A 21742-nucleotide genomic window follows, 5' to 3' on the forward strand; every position below is an offset into this window, starting at 1 on the left:
CTCGTCGCGCAGGGCGCGGCCGGCCTCTCGCGCCCGGCAGCGAGCCGTCGGTACCGTCCGGGGGCGCTGGCCTGCTACCTGTGCCATCTCACGTGTTTGGTACACCACTTGGCTTCATGGCCCTTGCTGCCTCTCGGCCCCGGCGGCGAGTTGATCGCTGTGGTGGTGCAGCAAGGGTTTTGCTGCGCGTACTGGGCTGGCTAGCCTGGCGGGATGCTCACGGTCCAGGTCACCGAGACGATCTCCTGCACTCCGGATGAGTTGCTTGAGTTCGTGATGGACGTCGAGCGGTACGCACAGGTCGACCACAAGATCCGCCCTGTTCTGTGGTCCCGACGGGAGGGCAGCCTCACTGAGTTCTGTTTCCGCCCCAGGTTGGCGGGCCTTCCGGCGCCACCAGCGGTGGCGCAGATGCGGCTCACCCCCGGTGAGCGCGTAGACATCGTGCTGGCACCGCCGCCGGCCAACCGGCTGACTCGGCTTGCCTCCGATTTCGACGCCAGCTTTGTCTGTACGCCCGTCGAAGGCGGGACACGACTGGTACGAACGCTGAACTTCCGGTTCCGGCCCGTGCTGAGGTGGCTCGCCGAGCCGCTGCTGCGGCGTCGGACGCCTGCCGAGGTGGACGAGGAAGTGCGACTGGCCAAGCAGTACCTGCAACAGGGAAGCCGTCCGTAGGCACCTGATCAGGAGTCAGCCGAGAAGGGGATTCAGCCTCCAGCCGACTCCCCTCCCCCTGCTGGGAGTTGAGCTACTGCGGGTCACCCGTAGCACCCGGAAGTCTGGTCAGAGCAAGCAAGCCGGCAAGGCAACTCCGGTCGCGGCACAGTGCTCGGCATGCATCGCATGTGAACGCCGTGACCGCCGCGCACGACGCTCGCTGAGAATCGCCCAGGGCCTGTTTCGCACTCTTCGCGCGAGGCTAGGCTGACTTCCATGGACGTTGCTGGAGTCTCCGAGGCTGTGGCGCTGATCGCCGCCACGGGGGCCATTCAGGGATTGAGTGAGGACGGTGCCCGCAGCCTCGTCGGGCGGATCCGCGCGCGGATCACTGCCGCATTCACCGGCGACAACAGATCGACAGCGGCTCTCACCGATGCGGTGGACGATCCCGAGGACCCGATCCGCCTTGCCCGGCTCGCCGACGCACTCGCCTGGTATGCCGAACGCGATCCCGAGTTCGGGAGTGAGCTCACCGACTGGGCCAGTCGCCATGCGCCCGCTCAGGCCGTGAACCAGCGGATCGAGGCAGGGCGCGACGCCTACACCGCAGGCCGCGACATGACCATCGACCGCGGCGGCAGGGCCGGGTAGGCGCATGCGGGATTCGCCGAACCCGCGCGGACAGCGGATCACCGCAAGTCGCGACGCCTACACCGCGGGCGGCGATCTCCACATCCATCTGCCTCACAAGTCAGTTGAACGCACTCCGCTCAGGGGTGTCATGCCGCCGCCCTTCGGCCGTCTCCCGGAGCGGATTCGTGGCCGAGCAGAACTGGTCGAGGCACTCAGCGGATTACGCACCGACCCTGACGGCCGCACACATGTACTCGCCGGCCTCGGGGGCACGGGCAAGTCGACGATCGCGCTCCAGTTGTGCGACGAGGCGATGCGGCTCGGGCATCCGGTCTGGTGGGTCACGGGCGTGGACAGTGCGACGCTGACATCGTCGCTGTTGCTCCTCGCTCAGGAGCTCGGTGCGTCCACCTCCGACGTGGAGGCCGCGCTTGCCGGCCGCCGCGACCCCTCCGACGTGCTCTGGCGCCAGCTCGAGGAACGTAGCGACTGGATGCTCGTGCTGGACAACCTGGACGATGTCCTGGCACTGCGGTCAGGGGAGCGACCAGCACGGGACGGCAACGGCTGGCTGCGCCCGACCCGTGCCGGCACGGTACTTGTGACCAGCAGGGACACCGATGCCGCATCGTGGGGCAGAGGGGTGCGCGTGCACACCGTCGGCTGGCTCGACGAAGCCAGCGGCTCCGAGATGCTCCTCGACCTGGCTCCGCGCTGTGGTTCGCGCGAGGAGGCCGCCAGGCTGTCCCGTCGCCTCGGCGGGCTTCCGCTCGCCCTGTACCAGGCTGGTTCCTACCTCGCCTCCGAATTCGCGCGGGAGCGGACCTTCACCGCCTACAGGACAGCCCTCGACAGCCGGTTCACCACCCTGCTCGGCGGCACGGAGAACCCGCGCGATTCGCTGACCAGCACCTGGGCCATCTCCCTGGAGCAACTGGCTGCACGGGATCTGCCGCACGCCTCGTCCCTGCTGGCGGCAGTGTCCTGGTTCGCCGGTTCCGTTGCGGTACCCGACAGTCTGCTGAACCTGGACATACTGCAGGACCTGTGCGCGGAGCGAGGTCCCGACGGGGTGGCTGCCGGGCTGCGAGCGCTGCTGGCGATGGGGCTCATGAGCAACGCTTCGGGCCCCGACAGCCAAGGAGTGGTCCTGCATCCGCTGGTGGCCGAAGCGATGCGGCTGCTCACCGATGCCAAGCAACCCACGGCTGCCGTCGCCGTCGATCTGATGCGTAACGCGATAAGGCCGCTCGATCCGTTGAACCCGCGTGACTGGCCCGCCTGGATCGCCCTGCTGCCCCATCTCGACGAGCTGCTCCGGCACGCTGCACCAGAGCTCACTCCCGCCGCGCTGAGCGTGCTCGCCGAAACCTGCCGACTCTTCGTACGTGCCCAGGTCTGGCGGGGCTTTTATCAGTCTTCGGACCAGCTGGCGGTCAGGTCGTTGGAGGCCGTCGCGCAGCTCTCGGCCGTCCATCCCTCCGTAGTCGGACTGCGGTACGAGCGCGGCGTCTCCCTGCGCTTCCGGGGCCGCTATGCCGAAGCCGAACCGGTCTTCCGGGAAGTACTCGCCGATCAGCTCCGCATTCTCGGCTCAGATGACGCCGACCCTCTCTTCACCCGGCACGAGCTCGCCCGCTGCGCAGCCGAGCAAGGCCGCCTGGCCGAGGCGAGGGCCGGATACGAGACGCTGCTGCCGGTCTGGACCGCCACGCAGGGCCCCGACCACCCAGGAGGCTTCTTCACTCAGCAGGAACTCGCTCGCACCCTGTGCGAACTAGGTCTCCCCGACGAAGCCGAGCGGCTCTACCGCGACCTGTTGGACCGGCAGTTGCAGATCCTGGGCCCGGACCACCCCAACACCCTGACCACGCACTACCGGATCGCCGAGACTCTGGTGACACGAGGCCGCGTCTCCGAGGCCGACGCCCTGTTCCAGGAAGTACTGCAGGCCCGTTTGCGCCTGCTCGGCCCCGCTCATCCGAACACGCTCTACACGCGCTTCGCGATCGCCGAGCTGCAGGGCTCCACCGGCAATCTGGCCGAGGCCGAACGGGCCCACACCGAAGTCTTGTCGGCCCAGACCGAGGCGCTGGGCTCCACCCACCCGGACACCCTCACGACGCGCTACGCACTGGCCTCGCTGGCTCTCAGGCGCGGCGACCACCTCACCGCACACCAGGCTCTGACATCTCTGCTTCCCCTCCAGATCGAGGCCCTGGGCCACACCCATCCGGCAACCGAACGCACCCGCGCCGCGCTCTCCTCACTCGACTGACGTGCTATGAACTCTCGCCCGAGGAGATTCGAGCGGGCGTCCGCGCGCTGCTACGAGTGAAATGTCGCGACGCTGGAGAAGCGGCCGGACAACGCCGCTCATCCGTCAACGCGCGTGATGACCAGGGAAGTTGGCTTGGCGCAGTCGACTGTTCCGCGGATCTGGCAGGTATCCGGGCCGCAGCCACACCGCAGAGAGTCCTTCAAGATCTCCACCGGCCGAGTTCAGGAATTCAGGCCCGGACCGGGCTGCCGGCCGGGGCCTTCGTCGTTCCCTGCGCAGTACGGCGCACAAGCAGGGCCCTGAACTCCCTACATCGGCCAGCGGATTCCCAACTTCCCCCGCGACCTGCCGTGTTGAGTCCCCTTCGGGAGACGGATTCCGCATCGCGCAGTCTGAGACGGGCTGCACTGCTGGCCCGTCCACGCTTCGCGTCGACCCCTCCACGCGCCCACCCCGAGATGATCACCGGGATCCCCTGCGTCACTCCAGGCGCTGAGCCGCGACCAGCGCCATTAGATGCTGAATTCTCCCTTTACGGCGTGTTATGCGGGAAGGCCCGACATGCGGCAATACCGTCTGTGACTGCTCACATGCGATCTGTTACAGATCGTGTCAAGCCCCTAGGGAAGTGGAGATGAAATGCGCAAGCTTCGCGAAGCTGCAGTCGTAGTCACCATGGTCGGCAGCGTCAGCATGGTCGGCGCCGGCGCAGCGTCCGCTCACGGCAGCGAGGAGCCGCCGCCCGCGGTGAGCATCACCTGCGAGCAGGACACCGGCGACAACACCCTCACCAACCAGACGAGCGGCCTCGCCAACATCAACGACGCCCTCAACGGCGGCGACGCCGACGCGAGCGCCAACCAGCAGCTCTGCGGCCTCGAGAACGAAGACGCCGAGAACACGGCCGGAGACGCCACCGGCGGCGCCGGCGGCGCCATCGGCGCCATCGACATCGGCCTCTGATCACTGACGCCAGTCGAGAAGCCGTAACCGGGGGACCAGGCACTCAGCCCGGTCCCCCGGTCGCGTCGTACGGCGCCCGGGAGCCCACCAGCAGCGGCAGTACCCCCGGCTCATTCACGGATAATGCGCCCAATTCGGCGTGTTGCGGACTGAAAGTGCACAACCGGCAATACCGTCGATGACTGACTGAATGCGATCGACCACTGATCGCGTCAAGCCTCAGGGAAAGTGGAGAAGAAATGCGCAAGCTTCGCGAAGCTGCCGCCGTAGTCACCATGATCGGCAGCGTCAGCATGATCGGCGCCGGCGTTGCAGCTGCCGGCGGCGAGGAGCCGCCGCCCTCTGTGAGCATCGAGTGCACACAGGACACCGGCGACAACACCGCCACCAACCAGACGAGCGGCCTCGCCAACATCAACGACGCCCTCAACGGCGGCGACGCCGACTCGAGCGCCAACCAGCAGCTCTGCGGCCTCGAGAACGAAGACGCCGAGAACACCGCCGGAGACGCCACCGGCGGCGATGGCGGCGCGATCGCCGGCATCACCATCGGCGGCGCAGCGGTCTGATCACCGGCACCTGTCGGAAGAAAATGACTGAGGGACCGAGCTCATGGCTCGGTCCCTCAGTCATGTCGCTCCAACCGGCATCCCGGAATCCGCACGTACCGCTGTCCCGCCATGGCGGCAGCCGGGCGGCGCCACTCATTGGTGGAAGCCGCGATACGTACGGAGCGAGCCCCATTCCGACGAGAACAATCAGCCTAAAACCGTGTGTTGCACCGCAAAAAAGCACTAGAGGCGCGAATACCATCTGTCACCGCTTGCATGCGATCCGTATTCGATCGCGTTCACGCCCTCAGGAATTGGAGATGAAATGCACAAGCTTCGCACAGCCGCTGTCGCGATCGCCGTGGTCGGCAGCGTCAGCGTGATCGGCGTCGGGATCGCGGCCGCCCAGGGCGAGTCGGGACTCCCCATCACCTGCGAACAGGACGCCGGGAACAACACCGTGACGAACACGGAAGGCGGCACCGTCAACGCCGCTGACGCCCTCAACGGCGGCGACGCCCTGGAGACCGCCGACCAGCAGCTCTGCGCCCTCGAGAACGACGGCGCCGAGAACTCCTCGGAGAACGACACCCCCACCTCCAACGGCACCACCGCACCGCCTTCCGGTGCGACGGGCGGCGCCGGCGGTGGAGTCGGCGACATCTCCGTGGGCGAAGTGGTGGCGCCTCCCATCGAGGATGGGGCCTGATCGCTCGAAACAGCCCTCCGGAAACACTCGGGGGCCGGGCCAGCGCGCTCGGCCCCCGAGCCGTGCCTGCCCGCCCAACTCAATGAATGAGGCAATACGGCGTGTTGCAGGACAAAAGCTGACTTCGTGAATACTGTTTCTCACCGAGAGTAGTCAAACTGACACTGTTCGCATCCCCCATCGAACTGGAGATGAAATGCGCAAGCTTCGCGAAGCTGCTGCCGTAGTCACCATGATCGGCAGCGTCAGCATGATCGGCGCCGGCGTCGCCGCCGCCTGTGGCGAGAAGGAAGAGCCGCCGCCCTCCGTGAGCATCGAGTGCACGCAGGACACCGGCGACAACACCCTCACCAACCAGACGAGCGGCACCATCAACGTCAACGACGCCCTCAACGGTGGCGACGCCGACGCGAGCGCCAACCAGCAGCTCTGCGGCCTCGAGAACGAGGACGCCGAGAACGAGGCCGGAGACGCCACCGGCGGCGCCGGCGGCGCCATCGGCGACATCGGCATCGGGCTCTGATCACGGGCCGAACCGAAAAGCAGTTCAGGGACCGAGTACATGGACTCGGTCCCTGAACTGCGTCTACGGCCGCACGATTTCGATAATCAGCGCAATGCGGCGTGTTGCGGGCCTGATTGGAGACTTCCCGAATACTGTCTGTCACTGCCTACACACGATCAGCTACGGGTCGTGTCAAGCCCTCACGGAAGTGGAGAAGAAATGGCCAAGCTTCGCGAAGCTGCAATTGTGGCCGCCATGATCGGCAGCGTCGGCATGATCGGTACAGGCGTCGCGTCCGCTCATGATGACGACGAGCACCACGGCCCGGTCTACATCAAGTGCGTTCAGAATCTCGGGGACGACTCCGGGGTCGAGCAGGTCGGCCTGGTCAACATCAACGGCCCCCTCGTCGGCGGTCTTGGCGACTCGAGCGCCAACCAGCAGCTGTGCGGCCTCGAGAACGAGGACGCCGAGAACGAGGCCGGAGAAGGCGAGGGCGGTCTCGGCGGCGCCATCGGCAGCATCGGCGTTCTCTGAGCGTCTGCGACAGCCCCTTCGGGCAGTTCCGGGACCGGCCCCCAAGCTCGGTCCCGGGACTGCCTTTTCTCATGCTCGCGGGCCGTCTGCGGCCCCGGAGGGGCTCGCCGCATCGAGGCGGGAGACCCTCCGGGGCCGTTTCGTCGCACGTGCCGTTTCCGACGGGGCGTCAGAGAGCAGCTATGCGGCCTTCTTGAAGCGGTCCAGCGCGCCGTGCGGGTTGAGTACGTACTTGCGGCTGGCGCCCTTGTCGAACTCGGCGTAACCGCGCGGGGCCTCGTCCAGGGAGATGACCTGGGCGTTGACCGCCTTCGCAATCTGAACGCGGTCGTGGAGGATCGCCATGGCCAACTGGCGGTGGTACTTCATCACCGGGCACTGGCCCGTGGTGAAGCTGTGGCTCTTGGCCCAGCCCAGGCCGAGACGCATCTTGAGCGAGCCGGTCTGTGCGTCGCTGTCGACGCCGCCGGGGTCCTCCGTCACGTACAGGCCGGGGATGCCGAGGGAGGCGCCCGCCCTGGCCACGTCCATGATCGTGTTGAGGACGGTGGCAGGAGCCTCGCCGGCGCCCTTGCCGTGGCCCCTGGCCTCGAAGCCCACGGCGTCGACCGCCGCGTCCACCTCGGGCTCGCCGATGATCTGCTCGATCTGGTCCTTCGGGGAGCCGCGTGTGAGGTCGACGGTCTCGCAGCCGAAGCTGCGGGCCTGGGCGAGGCGCTGCTCGTTGAGGTCGCCGACGATGACAACGGCGGCGCCGAGGAGTTGGGCCGATGCCGCCGCAGCGAGGCCGACAGGACCGGCGCCGGCGATGTAGACGGTGCTGCCCGGGCCGACGCCGGCGCTGACGCAGCCGTGGTAGCCGGTCGGGAAGATGTCGGAGAGCATCGTCAGGTCCAGCAGCTTCTCCCGTGCCTGCTCGCGGTCGCGGAAACGCAGGAGGTTGAAGTCCGCGTACGGCACCATCACGTATTCGGCCTGGCCGCCGACCCAGCCGCCCATGTCGACGTATCCGTAGGCGGATCCGGGACGGGCGGGATTGACGTTGAGGCAGATGCCGGTCTTGCGCTCCTTGCAGTTGCGGCAGCGCCCGCAGGCGATGTTGAACGGCACGGAGACGATGTCGCCTTCGCTGATGAATTCGACGTCCGGGCCCTTTTCGATCACCTCGCCGGTGATCTCGTGACCGAGTACGAGGTCCGAGGGCGCGGTGGTGCGGCCGCGCACCATGTGCTGGTCGCTGCCGCAGATGTTGCTCGCGAGGACCTTGAGGATCACCCCGTGGCGGCAGTGGCGGCCCACATTGTGGGGGTCGACCCCTGGACCGTCGTGCAGGTCCAGGTCGGGGTAGTCGATCGTCTGTACTTCGACGACGCCGGGCTCTATGTAGGCGACTGCCTTGTTTCCACTCATGAAATGTCCCTCCGGCAATGCGTATGGGCGCTTTCATCCCCTCGTGGCAGTCTGGAGCACCCTGCGCGACTCGGCCAGTCGAGGGCTGAAACCGCCTGTGAGCTGCGGGATTCCCGTCGGAGATTCCGCAACTCGACGAGTCAGACGGGTTTCGGCTGGCAGTGCGGGCACTGGACGGTGCCGCGGCCGGCGGTGCGGCTGTGGCTGAGGTCCGTACCGCAGCGGGGGCAGGTGCCGTGCGGGTCGTCGCGGTGGCCGGTGAGCCAGGATGTGCGGGGCGGTACGCGTTCGGCGCGTACCGAGGAGCGGAGGACGGCGCGCATGTCCCTGTACAGGCGTGCGCGTTCGCGGTCGGTGAGGCCGTCGGCCCGGCGGGAGGGGTGCAGGCGGGCGCGCCAGAGGATCTCGTCGGCGAGCAGATTGCCGATTCCGGCGATCAGCGACTGGTCGGTGAGGGCGGACTTGACGGCTCCGCGACGCCGCCGGAGCAGGGCGTCGAAGTCCGTACGGCCGACAGCGGCGGCGTCCGGGCCCTGGGCGTCGAGGGTGCGGGCCAGTGCGGCTTCGTCGGCGAGCCAGAGTCCCTTGAGTTTGCGCTGGTCGCGGTAGCGGAGCTGGCGGTCGCGGCCGACGGTGAAGACGACGCGGTCGTGCGCGTGCCGCTCGTCAGCCGGGCGGCTGCACACCAGTTGTCCGGTCATGCCGAAGTGCAGCAGCAGGGTGGGGCCGCCGGTACGGGCGAGGAGCCACTTGCCGTGGCGGGCGGACCCGGTGAATCTGCGGCCCTCCAGTTCACGGCGGAGGCGTGGGGCGCTCACACCGTGCAGCACGCCCGTGTCGTACACGTCGATCCGCTGGATCAGCCGGTTGCGGGCGCAGGAGTCGAGGATCCTGCGGAAGCCTTCGACGTCAGGCAGTTCGGGCATGCCGTCCACCGCCAATCCCGGCAGCCGGGGCATCAGGGGGAACAGGTGCGTCAGGGACGAATCCGCCGGCGGTTACGAGCGTAGCCGCCTGCCGCCACGACGGCGCGGGGGCCGAGGGCGCGGTGCTCCGGCCTCCCCCGGACAACCGCCGGAGCACCGCTGCCCTTCCTGGAGGATGCCGTGTGCGGGCGCGGGGGCACGCCCCTTTCGGGCGTGGCCGAAAGAGGGCCGCCGCCCCGGTTCCCCTCACCGGACGGCGGCTCAGGGGGTGAGGTAGTCCTGGAAGAGGCCCGAGGGGTCCCAGCGCGCCCGTACTTGCCGCAGCCGTTCCCAGTCGGCGGGCGCGAAGGAGCGGCGCGAACGGGAAGCGCCGGCTCCCAGGTCCGCCTCGGCGATGTAGTGGCTGCCGGTGCCGTTCGGGTCCAGTTCGTCCATGCCCTCGCGCAGCCAGCGTGTGTTGGTCTCGTCCGCCGCCGGGTCCTCCCATACCGCGAACTGGGCGACATAGGACTCGCCCAGCGCCGAGAAGGCCATGTCCCGCAGGCCGTCCGGGTCCGGGGCGACCGGCTCGAAGGGGATGAGCACGAGCGAGTGCTCGGACGGGGAGCGGGCGATCAGCCTTGCGCTGCGGGCCAGTTGGGTCTCGTACGGCTCCGCCGACCACAGCGTGTCCACGGCGTAGCGGTGTTCCGGCGGCCATGTGGAACCCGAGCCCTCGTACAGGGACCTGAAGGCCGTCGGCTGGGAGGGCTGCAAGTCGAGAGCGCGTTCGGCGAACGGGCAGGCGGCCAGCGGCGCCAGGGCGTCCCCTGCCGCCTCCCGCGTCGCGGCGAAGGCGGTCGCCTCGATCCTGATCCTGGGGCCGGGGCCGGCCGAGCCCCTGGCGGGGCCGGAGGCCATGAGCACGAGGTTGGTCTCGACGTTCGGCGGCGACTCACGCGCCGTACGCAGCGCCCACTCCCCCACCTGCTCGGCCTCGTTGAGCGCGAAGGTGAAGGACGCGGTCATGATCGCGCCGGGATGCGGGAGCAGCCGCAGCCGGAAGCGGGTGACGACCGCGAAGAAGCCGGGGCCGGCGCCGCGCGCCGCCCAGAACAGGTCGGCGTTCTCGGTCTCGCTGCAGGTGACGGTGCTGCCGTCCGCGGTGACGGCCTCGATCTCCTCGACGTACTGACAAGCGGGGCCCAGCTCACGGGAGTTCCAGCCGAGCCCGCCACTGAGCAGATAGCCGCCGAGGGCGACGGTCGGGCAGTGTCCGGTGGGGAACGCCAGCCCGTACCGGGACAGTTCGGCGGCGAAGTTGCTTCCGGTGACGCCCGGGCCCACCGTGGCCGTCGACGAGTCGGGGTCGATCGCGCAGTGCTGGAGCCGGGAGAGGTCGAGCAGCAGGGCGCCGTCGCGGAGTTGCGATCCGGACCAGTTGTGCCCGCCCGAACGGACGGAGACGCGCAGGCCCTCCTCGCGTGCACGGGTGAGGACTCGGGGGACGTCCCGCTCGGCGGCGGCACGCACGATCACCTCGGGGAACCGGTCCGGTGTGAGCCCGTTCCAGACGGCCTCCGCCCGTGCGCTCTCGTAGCCCGGCTCGCCGCGTCTGATCACTTCCTCCTCGGTGCCGACGAGGCCCGGCGTGGAGTCCCCGGGTGCCGCGGACGCCGCGTTCTCCCGGTTCCGGTTGCTGCTCATCATGTCCTCGCTTCGTCTGGCGAACGCGCCCGGTCCGGCCGGAGGCCTGCCCGAGGTCAGTACTCGGGGGTGAACACACCGAAGACCACCAGGAAGACGGCGTAGCACAGCAACACCGCAGCGACGCCCGTCACTTGGACGCGGCGCCTGCTCGCGCGGCCCGGCACGAGCCAGAAGGCGAGGGCCCTGTTCACCAGCGGCATCAGCAGCCACGTCAGCGCGCTGACGCTCAGTGCGTTTCCGATGAACAGGCCGAGATACGCGGGCACTCCGAGTTCGTTCAGCTCGTATCCAACCGACAGATTCAGCACAGAGACGGTGGGAAAGAGGGCGAGCAGGACGCACATGGCCTGCTTCCAGTTGGCCGGTGCGCCCTGTTCCGCGTCGGTGTCGAAGCGGAACCAACCGCTGAAGGCGGAGCCGACCTTGCGTACGTCGTAGGAGACGATGTACGGCTCTCCCTCCTTCAGGAGCTTTTCGCGCTCGCCGGACCCGAGCCAGTCGTCGAGGTGTTCGCGGGAGTCGAAGCGGAAAGCGACGACCCAGTTGTCCTGGACTCCCTCGACGGGCTTGAACGATTCGGAACCCATGAACCCCGGGAATCTCTCCTGCGCCTTCTCGATCTTCTCCTGCCAGCGCGCGAAGCTGTCTTCCTTCCCCGGCCTCACCTCATGGGAGATGACGGCGGTGACGCCCTCCGGCTCCTTCTGTACGGGGCTGCCGCCACGGAGCACTTCCTGGGTCGGCGACTCCTCGAAGAGCGGGCGCGCCTCGTCCAGCAACTCCTGCCGAGTGCCTGAATCCAGCCACGTCGTCAGGTGATCGATATCGGAGAACCGGAAGACCGCGACCCATTCGTTTCCGTCACCGTCGCCGTTACCGCCCTCCGGCGGGAAGACTTCGGCGCCCTCGAATCCGTCGAACCGGCGGGCCGCGTCGTTGGTCCTGTCCTGCCAGCGCTGATAGTCGTCAACTCGGCCTGTGCGCACTTTCTGTGAGGTCACCACAGTGGCGCTCTCTGCCGTGGAATCACGGCTTGCGTGGTCGCTCATTTCAGGTAGCGTAGGCAAATGTGATTTTCGGTGCAACTCGGGCATATCCCTGCGAATACCGACGATCACACAGAGCGAATTCGATGCAGATCGGAGTTCCTGCATGAAGATGAAGCAGAAGGAGAAGACGAGCGAGAAGGACCTCATCGCCGAAGCCGTGCGACTGGCAACAGAGTCCGTGGAAATGGGCTGGGGCGGTCCCTTCGGTGCCGTGATCACCCACAACGGAGATGTCATCGCTCGCGGACAGAACCGCGTACTGCTGACCGGGGACCCGACCGCGCACGCCGAGATGGAATCCATACGCAGAGCGATTCAGTACCTCAATCCCGAGGCGCCCTCCATCTCCGAAAAGCACCAGAACGAGAGCACGTTGGAGTACGTGTCGCGTCCCGAGGGCTCGCCCGACCCCGTGCCGGAGCGGGCGCGCATGCTTCAGGACTGCTCGATCTACATCAGCGGCGCCCCGTGCCCGATGTGCATGAGCGCGATCTACTGGTCGCGGATCGACAACGTGTACTACAGCTGCGATCTCGACGACACGCGGCGCATAGGCTTCGATGACTCCTTCCAGTACGAGGACTTCCAGAAGCCGTTGGACGAACGGCGGGTCCACATCGAGCAGGTCCACCCCGAGCTCGGCCTCCAGGCGTACGAGGCGTGGACCAACAAGCCCGACCGGCACGCCTACTGAGCGTGCCGGCGTCCCGTCCGGACCTCCGTCCGAGGCGGCTCTCGGGGCACGCCCCGGGGACCGCCCGGCGCTCCGGACCCGGCGGCGGATCGTCCCGCGGCCCTTCCGTGACACCGCGGGGCGGTCCGCCGCCGTCATGGGAGCCGCCGCCCGCCGGCCCTCTCACGTCTCTCACGTCGGCTCCCAGCGGCTGGCCGCGTTGACCGCGGCGAGGGTGGCGTGGAGGCGTTCTGCCGGTGTGGCCGTACGTACGCGGGCGGGGTCGGCGTCCCACTCGCGGCCGCCGCGTACGGGGCGCAGCTGCAGCCGCCCGCCTTCCCGGTCCATCACCTCGCCGACCCGGCCGCGCTCCTCGTCCACGACGACGGTTCCCCTGGCGGGCGGCGGGGCGGTCTCCCGGCTCAACTCGCCTGCGCCCGGCGGAGGGCGGCGGTGAGAGCGGCGGCCGTCTCCAGGTTGCAGCGGCCCAGCTCGATCAGCGGACGGGGGTCGACCGGGCGGCTGCACGAGAGCAGGTCGATGCCGAGGGAGGGGAGAGTGATGCCGAGTTCCGTCAGAGCGTCCTGGAGGCCGGCGACGGCTTCGGTGGACGTGGTGATGGCCTCGACCGCGCGGTCGTCGAAGGAGTCGGGGTGTACGGAGTGCATGGGACGTGATCGCCTTTCGCCGGTTGCTCTTCACTGGTTGCCGGTTGTCACAACTCGCACTCATAGCGTCACCCGTCCCGGCTACGCTGAGTAGGGAATCCGACCCAGCAGGCGATCTGCTCGACCCACGGGACACCGGCCATGACCCAGCCCAAGAACCTCGACCCCTACACCTCGCCACGCGCCTTCTACGGGGCGGAACTTCGCCGTCTGCGAGAGCAGGCGGGCCTGTCGCAGGAGCAGTTGGGCGAGCGCGTGTTCTGTTCCGGCACGTACGTGGGGCAGTTCGAGTCGGCCGTACGCCGTCCGCAGACGGACGTCTCCAAGCTCTTCGACGACGTGCTGGGCAGCGGACAGCACATCCAGCGCCTGTGCCGGCTGGCCCGCCGCTCCAAACACCCCGACTACTTCGCGGACGCGGCGGAGTTGGAGAAGCTCGCCACCACGATCAGCGAGTACGCACCCATGCTGGTACCGGGGCTGCTGCAGACCGAGGCGTATGCGCGGGCGCTGACGCGGGCGACGTTGCCGTTCGCGCCAGGGGACGAGATCGAGGAGCACGTGCGAGCCCGGCTCGACCGCCAGCGGCTGCTGGCCGACCCAACAACTCCGGAGTTGTGGGCAATCATCCATGAGGCTGCGCTGCGCGTGCCGGTCGGCGGATCACCTGTCATGTGTGAACAGCTCGACCGGCTTGCGGAGTTGGCCGACAGTCATATGGCCGTAGTGGTGCAGGTCGTCCCGTTCTCGGCCGGGCCGCATCCACTCATGTACGGCACGACGATCCTCATGACCTTCGATGACGCACCGCCCGTGGCCTACACCGAGGGTGCGCACACCGGCCAACTCGTCGACGAACCGCCGCTGGTCGCCAAGTTCCAGAGGTCATACGATCACGCGAGGGCCGCCGCGCTGTCACCGGTGGCATCCCTCCCCGTGATCGCATCGGCGATGAAGGACTACTCGACACCATGAGCACTTCACACGGCTTGACCGACGCAGCGTGGCGCAAGTCCTCCTACAGCAACGGTGAAGGCGGGGCCTGCATCGAGGTCGCCGACGGCTTCCCCGGTGTGATGCCCGTACGCGACAGCAAGGTGCCGGACGGGCCCGCCCTCGTCTTCCCCGCCGGGAGCTGGGCCTCATTCGTCGACGCCGTCAGCGGCGGGGTGCTCCGCTGCCGCTGAACAAGTCGTGGGCGGGGCCCGGTTGTTGAGGCCGGGAGGGTGCCGCCGGGGTGACCCGAGCCGCCGGAGTGAGACGGGTGCCCGCCCAGGCCAGCAGGAACGCGACCGGGATGCTTATCAGGCCCGGGGCGTACAGGGGGAAGACGGCCCAGTCCCCGTCCGGGTAGACGGAGTCCCGGCTGCCGGAGACGGCCGGTGAGAGGGCCAGCAGCCCGAGCGTGACGAGCGTGCCCCCGTACACGCACCAGCGCAGCCCTCGCAGAGTGAAGCCTCTCCAGAACAGCGCGCAGGCGAGCGTGGGGAGTACGACAGTGGCGGCTTCGGTGTAGGAGAGGGTGAGCCAGAACTGGGCGTCGGCCGTGCGTCCGAGGACGGCCATGACGATGCAGACCGCGCCCACGGCCACGAGGGCGACTCTCGCCCGCAGCGGCCTGCGCGGGACGCCTCCCCCTGCGCCCTGGGGCCCGGGCTGCGCCGCCCCCGCGGGCACGTGCCGGTCGCGTCCCATGTCGTGGACGATCGCGGCGGAGCCTGCCAGCAGCAGTACGGACACCGAGGCGAGGACGGTGAGGAAGGCCGCGCAGGAGATGAACGTCAGCAACGTGCCTGGATCGCCAGGGCTGTTGGGGTCGCTTCCGTCGAAGGCCGCAGCGAGCAGCAGCAGGTTGTTGCCGCCCCGCGGGCCTGCCTCGCTGAGCCCTTTCGCGCCGACGACAGCCTGTATGCCGTACCCGATGACCGCGGCCGAGACGCACAGCAGACAGCTGGCGAAGACGGCCCAACTGGTCGCGCGGCGTGCGCTTTCCGCCGTACCACTGGTCGAGAGGCGCGTCACCATGTGCGGCATCAAGGCTGTGCCGAGGAGCACGGTGACGGCGAGGCTGAGGGTGTCGAGGCGTCCGGTGAGGTCGCTGCCGAAGAGCCGGCCGGGCGCGAGGTAGGCGTCGCCGACGCCGCTGCCCTGCGCGGCTTGGGCCAGCACCTCACCGTAGTCCCAGTCGAAGCGGGCGAGTATGAGTACGCACAGCAGCGGCGCGATGAGCAGGAACCCGAGCGTCTTGACGATCTGGAGACGCGTGGAACCCCGCACGCCGCCGATCGCCACGCAGGAGACGATCAGGATGCCGACCAGTGCTATTCCTGCGATCTGGCCATGCTGCCCCGGCAGCCCCATCAGCGTGGCCGTGATCTGGCCGATCGGAACGAGCTGCGCGATCAGCAGCGGTACGGACACCACGAGCGTCGCGATTCCGGCGGCGCGGCGGGCGGGACCGGCCGGCAGGCGGCGCGCGAAGGCGTCGCCGAGTGACCAGCCCGGGCCGGCGGGCAACCGTTCGGCCAGCAGCACCTTCAGCAGCAGAGGCGAGAGTGCGGCCGCGGCGACGACGAGGATGCCGTCATAGCTGCCGACCGCGACGATTCCGCAGAAGTAGAGGACACCGGCCGCTGAGATGAAGTCGCCTGTCAGGGCGAGCCCTTGGGGCAGCGGGTGCCTGTTGCCCTGCTCCGCGAGGAAGTCGTCCGCACCCTCGTGCAGATCCGGACTGGCGAGCATGGAGACGAAGAGGCAGCCCGCGAGGAAGACCAGGAAGACGGAGATCGCCAGCGCGCCTTCGTCGGCGAGTGGCGTCACGTGGTCGCCCTCACCGCGCGACCCGTCTGCCGGCCGCCGAACGCCCGGGAGGAGTCGAAGGCGTTGAACTCTGCGGCCACGTCGGCATCCGCATCGGATGCGGATGCAGCGGTCACAGGGCGGTGGGACTCGTCGGCGTGGAAGGCCGGTTCGCGGGTCGCGACGCGCGCCGCGAGGGGTTCGATGTGCCGCCGGGCGTGGCGGTCATGGGTCAGTACGCCCGCGGTGATCACCAACACCTGTGCGAAAGCGGCCAGTTCGCCGACGCGAAAGCCCCCGACGACCTCCACGGGCAGCAGGCCGGGGATGAAGCAGGAGACGAGCGCGTACAGCGCGAAGACGCCGAGGACGAGGCCGAGACCCCGGTTGAGCTGGGTGCGCCTGGCGGCGCTGAGGGCCTCGCTGGAGGAACCCGTACGGTAGGCCGGTCGCATGGAATCCCGTCGGAGGAACCCCGAACTCCCCTGGTGCACGGAGTCGTTGCGGAGTGTCTGCGGCGCACGGCGGTGTGAGTGTGCAGACATGACGGGGCGACGGGCGAAAGTCAAAAGGTACTCCAGTGGGGGTGAACGCGGGCAGCCTGAGGAACCGAGACACGGAACGGCTGCGAAGACACCGGTGTTTACCGGCGGTTACGGCAGTTTAGGGCCACGGATGGTGATCACGAAAGGGCTGTCCGTGAAGGGGGACGGTGAAGGTAACGTGCCCGGGCACTCACACGGGCGGCGGCAACGGCGGCCCGCCGCCTGCCCCGTTTCGTACCGTCAACTCTGCTTCGTACACGGAAGGTTGGGGGTCGACGGCGAGGGCGCGCCCGTCGGTTCACAGCCGCACGTGCTGGCCCTTTCCGAGCGCCACGATGCCCTCGTCCGACACCGTGCAGTACTCGGCGTCGTGTTCGCTGTTGACGCCGACGGTCGCGCCTTCCGGAACCACGACGTTCTTGTCGAGGATCGACTGCCGCACCACGGCGCCGCGGCCCACCCGTACGCCGGGAAGCAGCACGGCGCCCTGCACCACCGCCCCTTCCTCGACGACGACGCCCGGCGCCAGCACCGAGCCGGTGACCTGGCCCGCGATGATCGCGCCCGTGCTGACCATCGACTCGCTCGCGATGCCGCCCGCGACGAACTTCGCGGGCGGCAGCTGCGCCTGGTTGGTGAAGATGGGCCAGGCGCGGTTGTAGAGGTTGAAGACGGGCTCGGGCGAGATGAGGTCCATGTGCGCGTCGTAGTACGCGTCGAGGGTTCCGACGTCGCGCCAGTAGCCGTGGTCGCGTTCCCGCTCGCCGGGGACCTCGTTGGCGTCGAAGTCGTAGACCTGCGCCTGTCCGCGGTCGGTGAGCAGCGGCAGGATGCTGCCGCCCATGTCGTGCACGGATTCCTCGTCCTCCGCGTCCCGGCGGAGGGCGTCGAGGAGCACGTCGGTGGAGAAGATGTAGTTGCCCATCGAGGCGAAGACGTTGTCCGGGTCGCCGGCGAGTACGGGCGGGTCCTCGGGCTTCTCCAGGAACTGGTTGACGCGGTCGCTGCCCGGCTCCGTACTGATCACACCGAACGAACTCGCCTGCTCCCGCGGCACCTTGATGCCCGCGACGGTCACGCCCGCGCCGCCCGCGATGTGCTGCCGGAGCATCTGGCGCGGGTCCATGCGGTAGACGTGGTCGGCGCCGAACACGACGACGTAGTCGGGCTGTTCGTCGTGGATGAGGTTGAGCGACTGGTAGATGGCGTCCGCGCTGCCCATGAACCAGCGCGGGCCGAGCCGCTGCTGCGCGGGTACGGGCGTCACGTAGTCGCCCTGCAGGCCGGTGAGCCGCCAGGTCGTGGAGATGTGCCGGTCCAGCGAGTGCGACTTGTACTGGGTGAGGACGCAGATCCGCGTGATCCCGCCGTTGACGAGGTTCGACAGTACGAAGTCAATCAGCCGGTAGACGCCGCCGAAGGGGACGGCGGGCTTGGCGCGGTCCGCCGTGAGCGGCATCAGCCGCTTGCCCTCACCGCCCGCCAGCACGATGCCCAGTACGCGCGGTCCTGCTGCCATCCCGAAAACCTCCGCCGCCTGTAGTCCGCCGCCGTGCGTGCGCCCGGCCACCGCTCACGCCGTCACCGCGCCGCGCGCCTGCCGCACGCCTGAGGCGCGCCTGAAGCGCGCTCCGGGTGCGCGGCCGGTAGGCCGGTAGGCCGGTGGCTCGCGGGCAAGCGGTGCGGGTCCAGTAAACCCGTTGTACGCACGATCGTGGTGCGGCAAACGTCGATCAAGGGGAAGGGCGGGCGACCGGGGCTCGCGGGGCGCGGGGTGCGCACGCCAGACTGCACGGACGAGCGGGACGCGGCAGGCGACGAGCGGGACGCGGCAGGCGAGGGGGCGGGAGGCGGTGAGGGAGGACGGATGAGCGTGAACGGAGCGGGTGGACGGGGTGTGCCGGGCGGGCCTGGCAGGCCTGGCGGGGCGAATGCGGGGGCAGCGCAGACCGCAGCCGGTGACCGTGGCCGCGTGCTGGTCGTCGACGACGACGCGGCGATCCGGCGCTCGCTGCGCCGCGGACTGCGGCTCAACGGCTTCGCCGTCGAGCTGGCCGAGGGCGGCGGCCGGGCCCTGTCCCTCATGCGGGAGCAGCCCGCCGACGTCGTCGTGCTCGACATCTCCATGCCCGATGTGAACGGAATCCAGGTCTGCCAGGCCCTGCGCGACGACGGCGACGACGTACCCGTGCTGATGCTCTCCGCCCTCGACGAGACCGCTGACCGGATAGCGGGCCTGCAGGCGGGCGGTGACGACTATCTGGTCAAGCCCTTCGCACTGCAGGAACTGGTGCTGCGACTCGACGCGCTGCTGCGCAGACGGACGCCCGGCAGGGTCACGGGCGCCGGCACGGACGCCGGGGCGGAAGGCATGTCGGACGGCGGGGCGGCCGACGGCCACGCGTACGGCCGGGCGTACGGCGCAGCGCACGGGTCGCCGCCCGGCGGCCATGCCTACGGGCCTGCCGGTCCCCCTGGCTCCGCCCACGCCGTCCGCGTCGGCGGCCTCGTCCTGAACCCCGCGACGCGCGAGGCGCACCGCGACGGCGCACCCCTCCCCCTCACCCGCCGCGAGTTCGAGCTCCTCCTCGTACTCGCCCGCAACGCCGGCATCGTCCTGACCAGGGACCAGCTCCTGGAACGCGTATGGGGCTACGACTTCGAGGTGCGTACGGACGCCGTGGACACCTTCATCAGCTATCTGCGCCGCAAGACCGAGAGCGGCGGGGGGCCGCGGCTGCTGCACACCGTGCGGGGCGTCGGCTTCGTTCTGCGCGAGGAGAAGTGAGGGGCAGGCCCGTGAAGATGAAGCTCTCCACACGTATCGCGCTGGCGGTCGGCCTCACCGTGCCCGTGCTCGTACTGGCCTCCGGCTGGCTGCTGTTCGCGCTGGTCGCGCGCGACCTCCACGCCGAGCAGGACGCACATCTGCGCGAGCGCGCCGCCGTGGTGAAGAAGGACGCGCGGCGGCTGCTGCGGGTGACGGCCAAGGACCGTCCGCGCGCCGAACAGGCGCGTGAGCGGCGGCTGTACGCGGCGGCGCTGGACGTCGGCATCCGCGTCGTCGGCCCGCACGGCACCTTCTCGGGCGGACCGCAGCCCGACGCGCGTACGCGGCTTCCGGACTCGGCACCCCGCCCCGTCACCGTGCGGGAGCGGGGCGAGGGCACGCCCGAGGGCATGCCGCGCGAGCGCAGGGTGGAGCGCTGGCGCGTGCTGTCGGTGGAGGTGAAGGGCAAACCGGGCAGGCAGGGGGGACAGGGCGGCCAGGACAGGCAGGGCGGGCAGGGCGACCGGCCCGCCGTCGAAGGCACGCTGTGGCTGTTCGCCCCGGACACGACGGGCAGGGCCCAACTCGCCTTCGTACGGCAGCGGGTGGTCGCCGTCGCGATCGTCGCCGCCCCGGTCTCCGCGCTGCTGGCGTGGGCGGCCGCGTCGCGTGCGAGCCGCCCGCTGCGGAGGCTGCAGCAACGCACCAGCGGTCTCGATCCGCGCTCCGACACCTCGCGGCTCGAACACGCCCCGACGAGGATCACCGAGGTCGACGACCTCGCCGAGACCCTGCGCACGGTGCTCGCGCGATACGACGAGCAGGCTTCCCGTACGACACAGGCGCTGGCCACCGCCCGTTCCTTCTCCTCGGCGGCCGCGCACGAACTGCGCACTCCGCTGATGAGCATGCAGACCAATCTGGAGATCCTCTCCGCACACCCGGAACTCGCCGGTGACGACCGCGACGAGGTGCTGGAGGACCTGCGGCTGGAGCACTCCCGGCTGCTCGGCCTGCTGGTGATGCTGCGCGAACTGGGCCAGGGCGACCTCGTCGAGGCGGACGCCTTCGGGCCACTGGATCTGGGCGAGGTGACCGAGGCGGCGGTCGCGGACGCACGGCGGCGCGACCGTACGGCGGGCGTGCGGCTGGCGGCCGCCGAGCCCGGACTGACCGTGCACGGGTGGGAGCCCGGTCTGCGCTCGATGCTCGACAACCTCATCGGCAACGCGCTCACGCACGGGCGCACGTACGGCCGTGGCCGGACGGACGCTCCGGCGGGCGTGGACGCCCCGGCGGGCGAGGGCAGCCCGCACACCTCCGTCGAGGTCGCGGTGCGCCCGTACGCCTCGCACGCGGGGCCCGTCGCGGTGCTCACCGTGGACGACGAAGGGCCGGGCATCCCCGAGGACCGTCGGGCGGCCGTCTTCCGGCGCTTCCTGCGCGGCCCTGGCAGCAGCGGGTCGGGGCTGGGCCTCACTCTCGTCGCACAGCAGGCGGCGCTGCACCGGGCCACCGTCGAGATACGGGACAGACCGGACGGCCGGCACGGCACCCGCGTCGAGGTACGCATCCCGCTGGCACCCCGCGAGGAGACCACCGCGGACCCGCGTCTGCCTGCCCAGCGGGACTGGCTGATCGGAACGGCCTCCGGCTCACAAGGAATTCACAAAGACGGTCTCTAGCGTCGGCGGCCGCGCGGGCGATCCGCACTCGTGCCGTCCCGACAAGGAGGAGAGACCGTGATGAGGAAGACCAAGAGCACCGTCGTCGCCCTGTCCACCGTCGCCGCACTGCTCGCGACGGGAGGTGCCGCGACGGCGGTCGCCATGACCGGCAGCGACGCGAGCCCGGCGTCCGCCGACACCTCGCAGACGCAGCCCCAGGCGCAGAAGGGCAAGGACAAGGACAAGGACAAGGGCAAGGACGCCCACGCGAAGTCCAAGCGCCACGCGAAGGCCGAGCGCCACGCGAAGCATCCGCCGAAGGGCGACGGTTCGAAGGCCCTGTGCAAGCGCGCACCGAAGATCGACAAGAGGATCGACCGGGTCCAGCGCCGGCTCGACGGGGGTCTGAAGACACGCGGTTCCATCGAACGTCTGGAGCAGCGCGTCGAGAACGCGAAGAAGGCGAACCACGACGTCATCGCGGACTTCCTCGGCGAACGCCTCGATGACCGCGGCGAGCGGAAGCTCAGGCTCAAGGAGCGCGAGGAAGGCCTGAAGAAGGTCCGCGCCTGGTGCGCGACGCAGGACTTCGACAAGGACAAGGGCGAGAAGAACGGCGGCGGCGAGGGCGGCGAGGGCTGACCGCCGGCGCCAACGGAGCCGGGGGGAGCCGCGGCCGCCCGTCCCAGCCGGACGGGCGGCCG

The 21742-nt window shown here is 69.4% G+C and carries 23 protein-coding genes; 14 read left to right on the forward strand and 9 right to left on the reverse strand.

Annotated elements, in window-relative coordinates:
- Window positions 1–213: 213 nt before the first annotated feature.
- The 8 genes from ACSMXX_RS14125 (at window position 214) to ACSMXX_RS14160 (ending at window position 6842) form a co-directional block, all read left to right on the forward strand.
- Entirely contained in the window at window positions 214–678 is a 465-nt protein-coding gene (locus tag ACSMXX_RS14125) for an SRPBCC family protein (RefSeq protein ID WP_473184373.1), read from the forward strand.
- A 258-nt stretch (window positions 679–936) separates the two neighbouring features.
- The gene (locus tag ACSMXX_RS14130; protein ID WP_473184374.1) at window positions 937–1314 is read left to right on the forward strand and encodes a hypothetical protein; all 378 of its coding nucleotides are present in this window, start codon (window positions 937–939) and stop codon (window positions 1312–1314) included.
- A gap of 4 nt (window positions 1315–1318) precedes the next feature.
- Window positions 1319–3574: a tetratricopeptide repeat protein gene (locus tag ACSMXX_RS14135; protein WP_473184375.1), complete on the forward strand. Its 2256-nt coding sequence runs from the start codon at window positions 1319–1321 to the stop codon at window positions 3572–3574.
- A gap of 642 nt (window positions 3575–4216) precedes the next feature.
- The gene (locus ACSMXX_RS14140; protein WP_473184376.1) at window positions 4217–4540 is read left to right on the forward strand and encodes a hypothetical protein; all 324 of its coding nucleotides are present in this window, start codon (window positions 4217–4219) and stop codon (window positions 4538–4540) included.
- Window positions 4541–4779: 239 nt separating this feature from the next.
- Complete coding sequence (locus ACSMXX_RS14145; RefSeq protein ID WP_473184377.1) at window positions 4780–5109, forward strand: hypothetical protein; 330 nt, start codon at window positions 4780–4782, stop codon at window positions 5107–5109.
- A 307-nt stretch (window positions 5110–5416) separates the two neighbouring features.
- Entirely contained in the window at window positions 5417–5800 is a 384-nt protein-coding gene (locus tag ACSMXX_RS14150) for a hypothetical protein (protein WP_473184378.1), read from the forward strand.
- 196 nt (window positions 5801–5996) lie between these two features.
- Window positions 5997–6323 (forward strand): hypothetical protein, encoded by a 327-nt coding sequence (locus tag ACSMXX_RS14155; protein WP_473184379.1) that lies wholly within the window; start codon window positions 5997–5999, stop codon window positions 6321–6323.
- A gap of 201 nt (window positions 6324–6524) precedes the next feature.
- The gene (locus tag ACSMXX_RS14160) at window positions 6525–6842 is read left to right on the forward strand and encodes a hypothetical protein (RefSeq protein WP_473184380.1); all 318 of its coding nucleotides are present in this window, start codon (window positions 6525–6527) and stop codon (window positions 6840–6842) included.
- Between the two features lie 180 nt (window positions 6843–7022).
- Here ACSMXX_RS14160 and fdhA read toward each other — a convergent pair whose 3' ends face one another.
- From fdhA to ACSMXX_RS14180, 4 genes are all read right to left on the reverse strand, one after another.
- Window positions 7023–8252 carry a formaldehyde dehydrogenase, glutathione-independent gene (gene fdhA / locus ACSMXX_RS14165; protein WP_473184381.1) on the reverse strand — a complete coding sequence of 410 codons (1230 nt, stop codon included), beginning with the start codon at window positions 8250–8252 and terminating at the stop codon, window positions 7023–7025.
- 140 nt (window positions 8253–8392) lie between these two features.
- Entirely contained in the window at window positions 8393–9178 is a 786-nt protein-coding gene (locus tag ACSMXX_RS14170; RefSeq protein ID WP_473184382.1) for an Fpg/Nei family DNA glycosylase, read from the reverse strand.
- A 261-nt stretch (window positions 9179–9439) separates the two neighbouring features.
- Entirely contained in the window at window positions 9440–10867 is a 1428-nt protein-coding gene (locus ACSMXX_RS14175) for an FAD-binding oxidoreductase (RefSeq protein WP_473184383.1), read from the reverse strand.
- A gap of 53 nt (window positions 10868–10920) precedes the next feature.
- The gene (locus ACSMXX_RS14180) at window positions 10921–11916 is read right to left on the reverse strand and encodes an antibiotic biosynthesis monooxygenase (protein ID WP_473184384.1); all 996 of its coding nucleotides are present in this window, start codon (window positions 11914–11916) and stop codon (window positions 10921–10923) included.
- Between the two features lie 103 nt (window positions 11917–12019).
- Between ACSMXX_RS14180 and ACSMXX_RS14185 the strand changes: the two genes are divergently transcribed.
- Window positions 12020–12610, forward strand: coding sequence for a nucleoside deaminase (locus ACSMXX_RS14185; protein WP_473184385.1), 591 nt, complete (start codon window positions 12020–12022; stop codon window positions 12608–12610).
- Window positions 12611–12781: 171 nt separating this feature from the next.
- On the opposite strand, the gene ACSMXX_RS14190 is transcribed toward ACSMXX_RS14185, so the two are convergent.
- Both ACSMXX_RS14190 and ACSMXX_RS14195 read right to left on the reverse strand, forming a co-directional pair.
- Entirely contained in the window at window positions 12782–13015 is a 234-nt protein-coding gene (locus ACSMXX_RS14190) for a hypothetical protein (protein ID WP_473184386.1), read from the reverse strand.
- Entirely contained in the window at window positions 13012–13257 is a 246-nt protein-coding gene (locus ACSMXX_RS14195) for a hypothetical protein (protein ID WP_473184387.1), read from the reverse strand. The genes ACSMXX_RS14190 and ACSMXX_RS14195 overlap by 4 nt, the downstream gene beginning before the upstream one ends.
- A 141-nt stretch (window positions 13258–13398) precedes the next feature.
- On the opposite strand from ACSMXX_RS14195, the gene ACSMXX_RS14200 reads away from it, so the two are divergent.
- Together ACSMXX_RS14200 and ACSMXX_RS14205 are read left to right on the forward strand one after the other, a co-directional pair.
- Window positions 13399–14232 carry a helix-turn-helix domain-containing protein gene (locus ACSMXX_RS14200; RefSeq protein WP_473184388.1) on the forward strand — a complete coding sequence of 278 codons (834 nt, stop codon included), beginning with the start codon at window positions 13399–13401 and terminating at the stop codon, window positions 14230–14232.
- A complete protein-coding gene (locus ACSMXX_RS14205) occupies window positions 14229–14444 on the forward strand; it encodes a DUF397 domain-containing protein (protein ID WP_473184389.1) in 216 nt (71 codons plus the stop codon). The genes ACSMXX_RS14200 and ACSMXX_RS14205 overlap by 4 nt, the downstream gene beginning before the upstream one ends.
- Here ACSMXX_RS14205 and ACSMXX_RS14210 read toward each other — a convergent pair.
- The 3 genes from ACSMXX_RS14210 to glgC all read right to left on the reverse strand — a co-directional run bounded on the left by ACSMXX_RS14210 (window position 14416) and on the right by glgC (window position 18120).
- Window positions 14416–16077 carry a sodium:solute symporter family transporter gene (locus ACSMXX_RS14210; protein WP_473184390.1) on the reverse strand — a complete coding sequence of 554 codons (1662 nt, stop codon included), beginning with the start codon at window positions 16075–16077 and terminating at the stop codon, window positions 14416–14418. The two genes, ACSMXX_RS14205 and ACSMXX_RS14210, sit on opposite strands and share 29 nt — an antisense overlap.
- Complete coding sequence (locus tag ACSMXX_RS14215; protein WP_473184391.1) at window positions 16074–16511, reverse strand: DUF485 domain-containing protein; 438 nt, start codon at window positions 16509–16511, stop codon at window positions 16074–16076. The genes ACSMXX_RS14210 and ACSMXX_RS14215 overlap by 4 nt, the downstream gene beginning before the upstream one ends.
- A 388-nt stretch (window positions 16512–16899) precedes the next feature.
- Window positions 16900–18120 carry a glucose-1-phosphate adenylyltransferase gene (gene glgC, locus ACSMXX_RS14220; protein ID WP_473184392.1) on the reverse strand — a complete coding sequence of 407 codons (1221 nt, stop codon included), beginning with the start codon at window positions 18118–18120 and terminating at the stop codon, window positions 16900–16902.
- A 348-nt stretch (window positions 18121–18468) separates the two neighbouring features.
- Between glgC and ACSMXX_RS14225 the strand changes: the two genes are divergently transcribed.
- The 3 genes from ACSMXX_RS14225 to ACSMXX_RS14235 are packed head-to-tail and all read left to right on the forward strand — an operon-like array spanning window position 18469 to window position 21680.
- Window positions 18469–19389 (forward strand): response regulator transcription factor, encoded by a 921-nt coding sequence (locus tag ACSMXX_RS14225; RefSeq protein WP_473184393.1) that lies wholly within the window; start codon window positions 18469–18471, stop codon window positions 19387–19389.
- A 17-nt stretch (window positions 19390–19406) separates the two neighbouring features.
- The gene (locus ACSMXX_RS14230; protein ID WP_473184776.1) at window positions 19407–21056 is read left to right on the forward strand and encodes a sensor histidine kinase; all 1650 of its coding nucleotides are present in this window, start codon (window positions 19407–19409) and stop codon (window positions 21054–21056) included.
- Window positions 21057–21116: 60 nt separating this feature from the next.
- Window positions 21117–21680 carry a hypothetical protein gene (locus ACSMXX_RS14235; RefSeq protein WP_473184394.1) on the forward strand — a complete coding sequence of 188 codons (564 nt, stop codon included), beginning with the start codon at window positions 21117–21119 and terminating at the stop codon, window positions 21678–21680.
- The last annotated feature ends 62 nt before the right edge of the window (window positions 21681–21742 follow it).

The organism is Streptomyces sp. DSM 116795 (assembly GCF_055792905.1).

What these genes read in the sequence shown, in the direction of transcription:
- ACSMXX_RS14125 (WP_473184373.1), top strand. Translation starts at nt 214, where the DNA reads ATGCTCACGGTCCAGGTCACCGAGACGATCTCCTGCACTCCGGATGAG.
- ACSMXX_RS14130 (WP_473184374.1), top strand. Translation starts at nt 937, where the DNA reads ATGGACGTTGCTGGAGTCTCCGAGGCTGTGGCGCTGATCGCCGCCACG.
- ACSMXX_RS14135 (WP_473184375.1), top strand. Translation starts at nt 1,319, where the DNA reads ATGCGGGATTCGCCGAACCCGCGCGGACAGCGGATCACCGCAAGTCGC.
- ACSMXX_RS14140 (WP_473184376.1), top strand. Translation starts at nt 4,217, where the DNA reads ATGCGCAAGCTTCGCGAAGCTGCAGTCGTAGTCACCATGGTCGGCAGC.
- ACSMXX_RS14145 (WP_473184377.1), top strand. Translation starts at nt 4,780, where the DNA reads ATGCGCAAGCTTCGCGAAGCTGCCGCCGTAGTCACCATGATCGGCAGC.
- ACSMXX_RS14150 (WP_473184378.1), top strand. Translation starts at nt 5,417, where the DNA reads ATGCACAAGCTTCGCACAGCCGCTGTCGCGATCGCCGTGGTCGGCAGC.
- ACSMXX_RS14155 (WP_473184379.1), top strand. Translation starts at nt 5,997, where the DNA reads ATGCGCAAGCTTCGCGAAGCTGCTGCCGTAGTCACCATGATCGGCAGC.
- ACSMXX_RS14160 (WP_473184380.1), top strand. Translation starts at nt 6,525, where the DNA reads ATGGCCAAGCTTCGCGAAGCTGCAATTGTGGCCGCCATGATCGGCAGC.
- fdhA (WP_473184381.1), bottom strand. Translation starts at nt 8,252, where the DNA reads ATGAGTGGAAACAAGGCAGTCGCCTACATAGAGCCCGGCGTCGTCGAA.
- ACSMXX_RS14170 (WP_473184382.1), bottom strand. Translation starts at nt 9,178, where the DNA reads ATGCCCGAACTGCCTGACGTCGAAGGCTTCCGCAGGATCCTCGACTCC.
- ACSMXX_RS14175 (WP_473184383.1), bottom strand. Translation starts at nt 10,867, where the DNA reads ATGATGAGCAGCAACCGGAACCGGGAGAACGCGGCGTCCGCGGCACCC.
- ACSMXX_RS14180 (WP_473184384.1), bottom strand. Translation starts at nt 11,916, where the DNA reads ATGAGCGACCACGCAAGCCGTGATTCCACGGCAGAGAGCGCCACTGTG.
- ACSMXX_RS14185 (WP_473184385.1), top strand. Translation starts at nt 12,020, where the DNA reads ATGAAGATGAAGCAGAAGGAGAAGACGAGCGAGAAGGACCTCATCGCC.
- ACSMXX_RS14195 (WP_473184387.1), bottom strand. Translation starts at nt 13,257, where the DNA reads ATGCACTCCGTACACCCCGACTCCTTCGACGACCGCGCGGTCGAGGCC.
- ACSMXX_RS14200 (WP_473184388.1), top strand. Translation starts at nt 13,399, where the DNA reads ATGACCCAGCCCAAGAACCTCGACCCCTACACCTCGCCACGCGCCTTC.
- ACSMXX_RS14205 (WP_473184389.1), top strand. Translation starts at nt 14,229, where the DNA reads ATGAGCACTTCACACGGCTTGACCGACGCAGCGTGGCGCAAGTCCTCC.
- ACSMXX_RS14215 (WP_473184391.1), bottom strand. Translation starts at nt 16,511, where the DNA reads ATGCGACCGGCCTACCGTACGGGTTCCTCCAGCGAGGCCCTCAGCGCC.
- glgC (WP_473184392.1), bottom strand. Translation starts at nt 18,120, where the DNA reads ATGGCAGCAGGACCGCGCGTACTGGGCATCGTGCTGGCGGGCGGTGAG.
- ACSMXX_RS14225 (WP_473184393.1), top strand. Translation starts at nt 18,469, where the DNA reads ATGAGCGTGAACGGAGCGGGTGGACGGGGTGTGCCGGGCGGGCCTGGC.
- ACSMXX_RS14230 (WP_473184776.1), top strand. Translation starts at nt 19,407, where the DNA reads ATGAAGCTCTCCACACGTATCGCGCTGGCGGTCGGCCTCACCGTGCCC.
- ACSMXX_RS14235 (WP_473184394.1), top strand. Translation starts at nt 21,117, where the DNA reads ATGAGGAAGACCAAGAGCACCGTCGTCGCCCTGTCCACCGTCGCCGCA.